4 protein-coding genes and 1 tRNA gene are annotated in these 7,649 nt (G+C 63.3%); 2 read left to right on the forward strand and 3 right to left on the reverse strand.

Annotation, left to right across the window (positions count from 1 at the left end):
- Positions 1-1,130 (reverse strand): NF038122 family metalloprotease (locus tag SGJ19_16905; GenBank protein ID MDZ4781931.1); only part of this gene is annotated, 1,130 nt, incomplete at its 3' end.
- A 67-nt stretch (positions 1,131-1,197) separates the two neighbouring features.
- Positions 1,198-5,010 carry a protein kinase gene (locus SGJ19_16910; GenBank protein MDZ4781932.1) on the reverse strand — a complete coding sequence of 1,271 codons (3,813 nt, stop codon included), beginning with the start codon at positions 5,008-5,010 and terminating at the stop codon, positions 1,198-1,200.
- Between the two features lie 262 nt (positions 5,011-5,272).
- Here SGJ19_16910 and SGJ19_16915 point away from each other — a divergent pair, with 262 nt between their 5' ends.
- Positions 5,273-5,866 carry a sigma-70 family RNA polymerase sigma factor gene (locus SGJ19_16915; GenBank protein ID MDZ4781933.1) on the forward strand — a complete coding sequence of 198 codons (594 nt, stop codon included), beginning with the start codon at positions 5,273-5,275 and terminating at the stop codon, positions 5,864-5,866.
- A gap of 298 nt (positions 5,867-6,164) precedes the next feature.
- Here the strand turns inward: SGJ19_16915 and SGJ19_16920 are convergent.
- A tRNA-Thr gene (locus SGJ19_16920) sits at positions 6,165-6,237 on the reverse strand.
- Positions 6,238-6,341: 104 nt separating this feature from the next.
- Between SGJ19_16920 and SGJ19_16925 the strand changes: the two genes are divergently transcribed.
- A complete protein-coding gene (locus SGJ19_16925; GenBank protein MDZ4781934.1) occupies positions 6,342-7,505 on the forward strand; it encodes a tyrosine-type recombinase/integrase in 1,164 nt (387 codons plus the stop codon).
- Positions 7,506-7,649: the final 144 nt, after the last annotated feature.

Below are 7,649 nucleotides of genomic sequence, written 5' to 3' on the forward strand. Positions count from 1 at the left end.
AAATTGAAATCGGCGCCCTTCAGCGACGCCGGCAACTCACTGAATTCCGGCGCTGGCTCGAATTCATCAAAAGTGCCGCGCGGAAACGCGGGCAACGAGCATCCGACGCACGGCGCGGGGGCTTCGGTATCGAACCAACCCACTTTAAGCGTCGCGATCGATGCCACCTGGCGCGGATCGAATCCGGACGGCCGCTGATAGCCGATCGCATCGAAGGCTTGGATGTCCGCGTCTGAAAGCTCGACGGCGACTCCGCGGGGCAATGTGGGAGTCATGGTGTCGTTCCCGCCGTCGCGCCAATAGCTCGCCAGGCAATGATCTCCCGGGGCGTCGCATTCGGGGTCCGTCGCCAGTCTTCCCCACGAGAGGCTTTTTTCCATTCGCTTATCGAAATACTCCGCGGGACCAGCCGTCACGAGTCGCGGCTCGACGGTCAGGTTGTGCGTGAACTGGGTTTGCGGGAAGCGAAACAGATCGAGCGTCGACGGATGCACGATGTGTTGAGCGTTCGCCGGCAAGTCTTGAATGTCGGTCATGGACTTAAAGCCCAGCGCGTGCCCAATTTCTCTCGCAGCAAGCGCTGTGAAATCGCGACTGCCCTGCCCGATGCCGTCGGTCGCGTCGTAGTCGAAGCCGTTGGCAAACTTGTTGTTGAAGAGGAGCTTGGCGTCTGCCTGATTCTCCAACGCCTCGCCGTAGAATGGATCTAAGCCGGTCGACAATCCTAATGCTTTCGCGTTCGCCGTGGCCATCGTGACCCGTCCGTCGCCACGTTGCCCGTTGATATCGAACATTTGCAGTCCGGTGGAAGGCAACAGTTGGGCTCGCAACAACTCCTCCGAGGAGGCGGAATTGACGATGAGCGCCGTGCGGACCACGGGCAAAAAATGCGTGGTCCGCGCCACCCAAGTGTTTCCGAGCGAGGTCCCAAGATCGGCAAAGCCAATGTTGACTCGCACCGTGATCGGATCCGCCAACTCGCTTTCCCAGCGATCTGCCGCTGCTTTGAAGGCGGACAACTGCGCCGCCGACAGCGGCGTCGCCCCCACTTCGAACAATTGGATTTCCAGCGCCCGGCAGGGCGACGCCAAAGCAGTCAGGAACGTCAGGGCGAGCAAGTGGTTGCGCATAGTAAGTCGGTGTGGCGAAGCGGAGGAAGCGTGTGAGGTTCAAAGCGCCGACTGGCGGCGAACATGACTATTCCATATAGCGCCGTCGCTCGTCCGGCGTCAACTCGCGCCCGACCACCCGGCGGGCATGGGAAAGCAAGTCTTCGGAGGTCAGCGGCCATTCGCGAATCCCACCATAGTAACCGCCCGAGATCAACGTGCGACCGTCGGGGGTGAACACGGCCGATTGCACGTGCTGAACGTGCCCCGAGAGCAAGAGCGGCGTGCCTCCCGCGTTCCATTCACGCAGATTCCAGAGCCGAATCAAGCCGTCGAGCCCAAACGTGGCCAAACGCGCCCCATCGCGGCTGATTGCGCAGCCGGTTACGCCGCGGCCGGAGGTTTCGTCGTCGCCGAGGACACGTGGTTGCGGTGGAGCGACGTCGCGACCGGGCCAGGAGCTCATGTCCCAGAGCAGCACCTGATCCAGAGCATCCACCGCGACGAGCCAATTTCCGTCCTCGCTGGCCGCCAGTCGGTTCAACGGCAGCTTGCCCTGATAGAGGATTGACTGTTGCTGGCCTGACGGCGCTTTCAGATCGAGCACGCGAGCGTTTCCGCTCGAATGCAGCGTGGCAACGAATTCGCCGTCGCGCAGCAACGCCAGCCCGCGCAGGTCGTCGGTCTGGAAGGATTTCGCAGCGCTCGGTTCCCCCGGTTGCAAATCCGATAGCTGCACCTGGCCATCCGCGCTGGCGCTGATGATTCGATTCGTGCCAGCGTCAATCGCCAAATACCCTACATCCGCCTGATGGCTGGCGATGATGCGCGCCGCCGGCGCGACGCCGCCGAGTTCCCAGACGCGCACGGCGCCATCGCGATCTTCGGCGTCGACGTTGTAGCGACTGCCGGCCGCGATCCACTTGCCCTGGGGATCGATGACCAGACTTTCGATCGATTGCGTCGCCCCCTCGAGCACGATCGGAGTCGCAGCAGGATCGGATGCCGTCAGGTCCCAGACGCGCGGAGCCCTGGGTGCGATATCGAGCTCGACCGTCGCCAGCCAATGCTCATCGCCACTGAAAGCAATGAAGCGCACTGCCGCGGAGTGCAGCAAACGGGCTCGTTCTTTCCTCGACTCGCGGTCCCACAGCCTTACGTAGCCGTCGTTGGCAAAGCTCGCCAGCCAACGCCCCGAGGCGCTGATGGCCAATTGCTCGACTTTCTCGCCGTCATGCGTCAGATCGGCGTTGGATCCCGCGGTGGGCGTACGGAGCGACATCTCCCACAGCCGGGCCGTGCTGTCGGCCGAGCCGGACGCCAGCCACTTGGCGTCGGCGCTGAATGTCAGCGCCTGCACCGCGTCGTCATGGCCGCGCAACACACGACTCGTGGCACTGGGCTCGTTCGCCGTCAGATCCCAGAGTCGCACGGTCTTGTCGCGTCCGCCCGTGGCCAGCCAACGACTATCGGGACTGACTGCCAGCACGAAGACGCGGTCCGTGTGCCCCGTGAGGGGCCGAGCGCTCGCGGCAATGTCCGGCGCGTTCAGGTCCCAGCGGCGCACCGTGCCATCGAAGCTGCTGCTGACGAGCCAGCGCCCATCCGGAGTAAACGCAGCCGCGGAGACGGAGTTGGTATGCCCCGGAAGCGCGATGACCGTTGCTTCGGGCGAAGATGCGTCGAGGTCCCAAAGTCGCAGCGTGCGGTCTGCGCTGGCGGTGGCCAGCCGGTCGCGTTGAGGATCCATGGCAATCGCGACCAAGGGACCCGCGTGGCCAGAAAGCAGTCGCAGCTCGCCGAGCCCTGCTTCGCTTACAGGCCACACGCGCGCCGCCTTATCGCCGCCGCCAGCCGCCAACCATTTTCCACTAGCGCTGAACTGTGCATCGTGCAACGGCAACTTAAGCTGGACTTTTTGAATTAGTTCCGGCGCTGTTCCCTCGGTAATGCGAAAGAGCCGCCCCGAGCCGCCATGATCCGACAGGGCCAGGCGGGTGCCATCGGGACTAAACGCCGCCGACGTCAACGGCGCGGCGAAACCGGCGATCTCATACGCAGTTTCTGATGGGTGCGGCGCGTTCAAATCCCAAAGCCCGGCCGTGTTGTCCGCGGCATAGGTGACCAGCCGACGTCCATCTCGACTCACCGCCAGCCCCCGGATTGGCGCTCGATGTCCCTGCAGAACAACGCTCTCGATTTTCTCCTGCGGATGGCCGAGCTGCCACAATCGCGCGGTGGCGTCGGCGCTGGTGGTGATCAGCATGCGGCTGTCGGGCGTGAACCGCGTCGCAAAGATTTGGCTGGCATGTCCGACGAGCGGAACGCCGCCGGTGTTCGCCAAAGCGTCGCGCAGCGCTTGCTCAATCGTGACTGGGGGCGTCTCGCCGACGGCTCGATGCGACTCCATGGCTTCGATCGCCAACAACACGCTGCGCTGCGGGGCCTCGTTCGCCGAGAGCCGCGAGCGGGTGGCCAGCAGGCTCGCGCTCTTCGCACGATTCTGCCGCGTCACTTCGTTGAGCTGCTTCTGGATTTCCGAGCGGAGCGCAGCCTGGGTGACGGCCACGATCGGCGCCACAATCAAGATCGCTGTCAGCACCGCCGCCAGAGCGGCCGACAACGAGGCTAACACGGGATTGCGTCGCGACCAACGCACTGCGCGACCAACCCATCCGACAGGACGCGCGAGAATCGGCTGATAGTCAAGAAACCGTTGGACGTCGTCCAAAAGGGCGGCGGCGCTCGCATAGCGGTGCGCAGGTTGTTTTTGTAGGCACTTCAAGCAAATCGTGTCCAAGTCGCGCGGCAATTTGCCCACCAACTGGCGGGGAGGCACCGGCTCCTGGGAGCGGACCTGCTCTAAGGTGTCGAGCAGTGTTGCGCCGCGAAATGGCGGCCGGCCCGAGAGCATTTCGTAGAGGATTGCGCCTAGCGCGTAGATATCGGACGCGGCGCCGCTATCGCGCGAGTCTCCTAGCGCTTGTTCCGGCGCCATGTAGCTGGGCGTGCCGAGCATCGCACCGCTCGCCGTCTGACCGGACTGATCGTCGAACAGGCGTTTGGCGAGTCCGAAATCGGCGACCTTCGGCGTGCCGTCGGCCGTCAACAGGATGTTCGCCGGCTTCAAGTCGCGATGGATCACGCCCCGCTTGTGCGCGTGGTGAATCGCCTGGCAGATGACCGTTAACAGCGACGCGGCGTCGCGGGGCGGCATCGGCGTCCCGTTGAGTTTGCGGTCCAGGCTGCCGCCGTCGACGAACTCCAGCGAGAGGTACGGGCGCCCTTGATCGTTGCCGACCTCGTAGATTTGCACGATGTTCGGATGCGCGAGGCGTCCGACGATTTCGGCCTCCGCCTCGAACCGCGCGCAGCGATCTTTCCCCGCATGCTCGCCCGCCAGGATCAGCTTGAGTGCGACGACGCGCCGCACGCCGATCTGCCGTGCTTTGTACACGACGCCCATGCCGCCGCGGCCGAGTTCTTCGATCAACTCGTAGTTGCCCAAGCGGCGGTCGGAACTCGACTCCTCCTGAAACATCGCCGCCAGGTTCGCTGGCGCTTCGCCGTCCTCGGTGGCGTCGCTGTGGGGCGAAGCCGTATCCAACGCCGCTTGCTGAACATAGCGGTGGACCTCGAACAATTCGCGCAGGTCGCCGGCCCAGGCGGGAAACCGGGCGTACCATTCCTCCGCGGCGCAAGCTTCCCCCAATGCGTCGCGGGCCACGAACTCGGTGTAGGCGAGCTCCAAGACGCATTCCGTGCGCTCCGCCAGATCCGGCCGCTCCGCCAATACGTCTTCGGTGCGGACTGTCTCGCCGGCTCGCACCCGACGGTCGAGCGCCGCGCACGCCTCCCGCAGTTGCTCGTCCAGGGAAGCGGCCGTGTCTTCAGGGGGCATAAATGGGGGTCCGTAAATGTGCCCCCCGATTCTATCACGGCCGCTGCGCGACAACATGATTCCCTCGGCGATGCCTGGAGTGCTTTCCAGGACGTGCTGCCGTCTCGTTGCGAAGTGGCGAATCAACTCTCCCTGATGCAATGCCGCAAGTCGGCCAAGTTGTTACAGGGCGACTTGCGTTGCGTTGTGAACCTCCCGCCAAGGGGGTAGACTGACGGAGCGACTCCGTCCCTCAAGACCTCGGTACGCTCGCCCGCGCTTTATGTCTGACTCGCCGTCCGATTTTTCCACGTTGCTGGCGAAGGCACGACAGGGTGACCAGGACGCGCTCGCGCAACTGAGCCGGCAGTACGAACCCAAGCTCCGCATCGTGGCCCGCGTGCTCTTGGGACCCGCCTTGCGTCCGTACTTGGATTCCACCGACCTGGTGCAATCGGTGCATCGCAGCTTGATGCTGGGGATTAAGCGGCAGCAATACGACCTGGCCGGACCGGAAAACCTGGTCGCGCTGGCCCTGACCTTGGTCCGCCGCAAAGTTGCGCGCAAGTGGCGGCGGATGCAGCGGCAACAACGTTTCGACCGCGGCGGCTCCGAAGGGGGCGACCTCGCCCAACTTCTGACGTCGCTTTCCGGCGCGGATAATCCTGCCAGGACCGTCGAATTGCGCGAGCAGGTCGATCAAGTCTGCGCCAACCTCGACGCAACTGAGCGGAAGATTTTCGAACTCCGCTCACAGGGCTACAGCACTGCGGAAATCGCCTGCCAGCTCGGCCTCAATGGCGGCACGCTCCGCGTCCGCATGACGCGTCTACGGCAGCGACTCCGCACAGCGGGCCTGATCGAGGAATGGCTCTAAGCGACTGCCGGCTACGGCGACTGCTGCAGAAGTTCGACCGTGACGTTTCGCGGAAATTGTATCCGAGCGCAGCGCCCAGTCCTTCGTCGGAAAGGGGTGCATTCGGATCGCTGCCGGAGCCGACAAGTGCGCCACCGACAATCCGTTGCGCGACGATCGAGTAGCGTGCGGCGCGCGTGTGAATGATTCTGTGACCGCCAGTAGAACGGCCATTGCGGCATCGAGAACGCAACGTTGCCGGCCAAAGTGGCCATGGCTTGCCAAACGACGGATCTTCCTAAGCCGCTATCTAATCAAGAGCCAGCGAACGGAGTTGAACCGTTAACCCCCGCATTACGAATGCGGTGCTCTACCAATTGAGCTACGCTGGCTAAGTGCTTTTCCCGCTTAGACTTGTTGACGATTCTCGCAAGGCCGTTATCATGCTTGCGACACCCGTTATGACACCTGCGGCAAGTCCTGGGGTACGAAAACCATGCCTAAAGATACCACGGTTGTATCGGGTGGCAAGCCGGGTAAGCCTCACCCGGATTTCCCCCTTTTTGCCCATCAGACAGGGCGTTGGGCTAAGAAGGTTCGCGGCAAGTTGCACTACTTCGGGCCGTGGCGGGACCCGGACGCTGCGCTGGCAAAATGGTTGGCGGAAAAGGACTACTTGCTGGCTGGCAGGAAGCCACCGGCCAATCTGAATGGTCCCACGGTTCGGGATTTGGCTAACCGGTTCCTGACGTTCAAGCAGAACGCCCAGGTGTCAGGCGAGTTGTCACAGCGGACCTTCGAGGACTACCACCGGGTATGCGAGCGCATGCTCGAAGCGTTTGGCCGCGACCGCCGGCTGGACGACGTCGGCCCTGACGATTTCGAGGCCCTGCGGACGTCGCTGGGCAAGACCCTGGGGGCCGTGGCGCTGGCGGCGGAGATTCAACGCTGCCGTGTCGTCTGCAAATACGCATACGATATCGGGCTAATCGAAAGGCCGGTGAGGTACGGCCAGTCGTTCAATCGCCCGAGCCAGAAGACCCTGCGGAAGGAGCGGAATTCCAAGGGTCCGCGAATGTTCGAGGCTGACCAGCTTCGGGCAATGATTGACGCCGCTCGCCCGCAACTCCGCGCCATGATCCTCCTGGGGGTCAACGCCGGATTCGGCAACAACGATTGCGGCACATTACCGGTCAAAGCCCTCGACCTGCTTGGCGGCTGGGTGAATTACCCGCGTCCGAAAACCGGAGTCGCCCGCCGGTGCCCTCTGTGGCCGGAGACTGTGATGGCACTCAACGAGGTAATGTCGACGCGCAAGGACCCGAAGGACGCCGACGATCGGCACCTCGTGTTCATCACGAAGCGCCGCATGAGCTGGGCTAAGCCGGGGCAGGACAACCCCATCTGCAAGGAGACCGTTAAGCTGCTCAAGGCTCTCGGTCTGCATCGCCCCGGCTTGGGCTTCTATGCGTTGCGCCACACGTTCGCGACGATTGCCAGCGAATCACGCGACCAGATTGCCGTTGACCACGTCATGGGGCACTCTGACCGCAGCATGAGCGCCGTCTATCGCGAACGGATCAGCGACGAACGCCTCCGCGCCGTGACGGACCACGTTAACGCGTGGCTGTTCGGCAAGTCGACGAAGCACGCGAAATAAGTACAATTGGGGCATATTGGGGGCATAGTTCGCTACCGGATGGCGGTTTGTAAACGGCGCTTGAATTGTGCAGCGCTTGGCGGTTGAAAAGTGTGGCGCTCGGGGGTGAACGGGGTTTAGTTTAGGGACGCTGGAGGGGGAATG

The sequence above is a fragment of the Planctomycetia bacterium genome (assembly GCA_034440135.1).
In the GTDB taxonomy this organism is placed as follows: Bacteria; Planctomycetota; Planctomycetia; order Pirellulales; family JALHLM01; genus JALHLM01.

What these genes read in the sequence shown, in the direction of transcription:
- SGJ19_16910 (MDZ4781932.1), bottom strand. Translation starts at nt 5,010, where the DNA reads ATGCCCCCTGAAGACACGGCCGCTTCCCTGGACGAGCAACTGCGGGAG.
- SGJ19_16915 (MDZ4781933.1), top strand. Translation starts at nt 5,273, where the DNA reads ATGTCTGACTCGCCGTCCGATTTTTCCACGTTGCTGGCGAAGGCACGA.
- SGJ19_16925 (MDZ4781934.1), top strand. Translation starts at nt 6,342, where the DNA reads ATGCCTAAAGATACCACGGTTGTATCGGGTGGCAAGCCGGGTAAGCCT.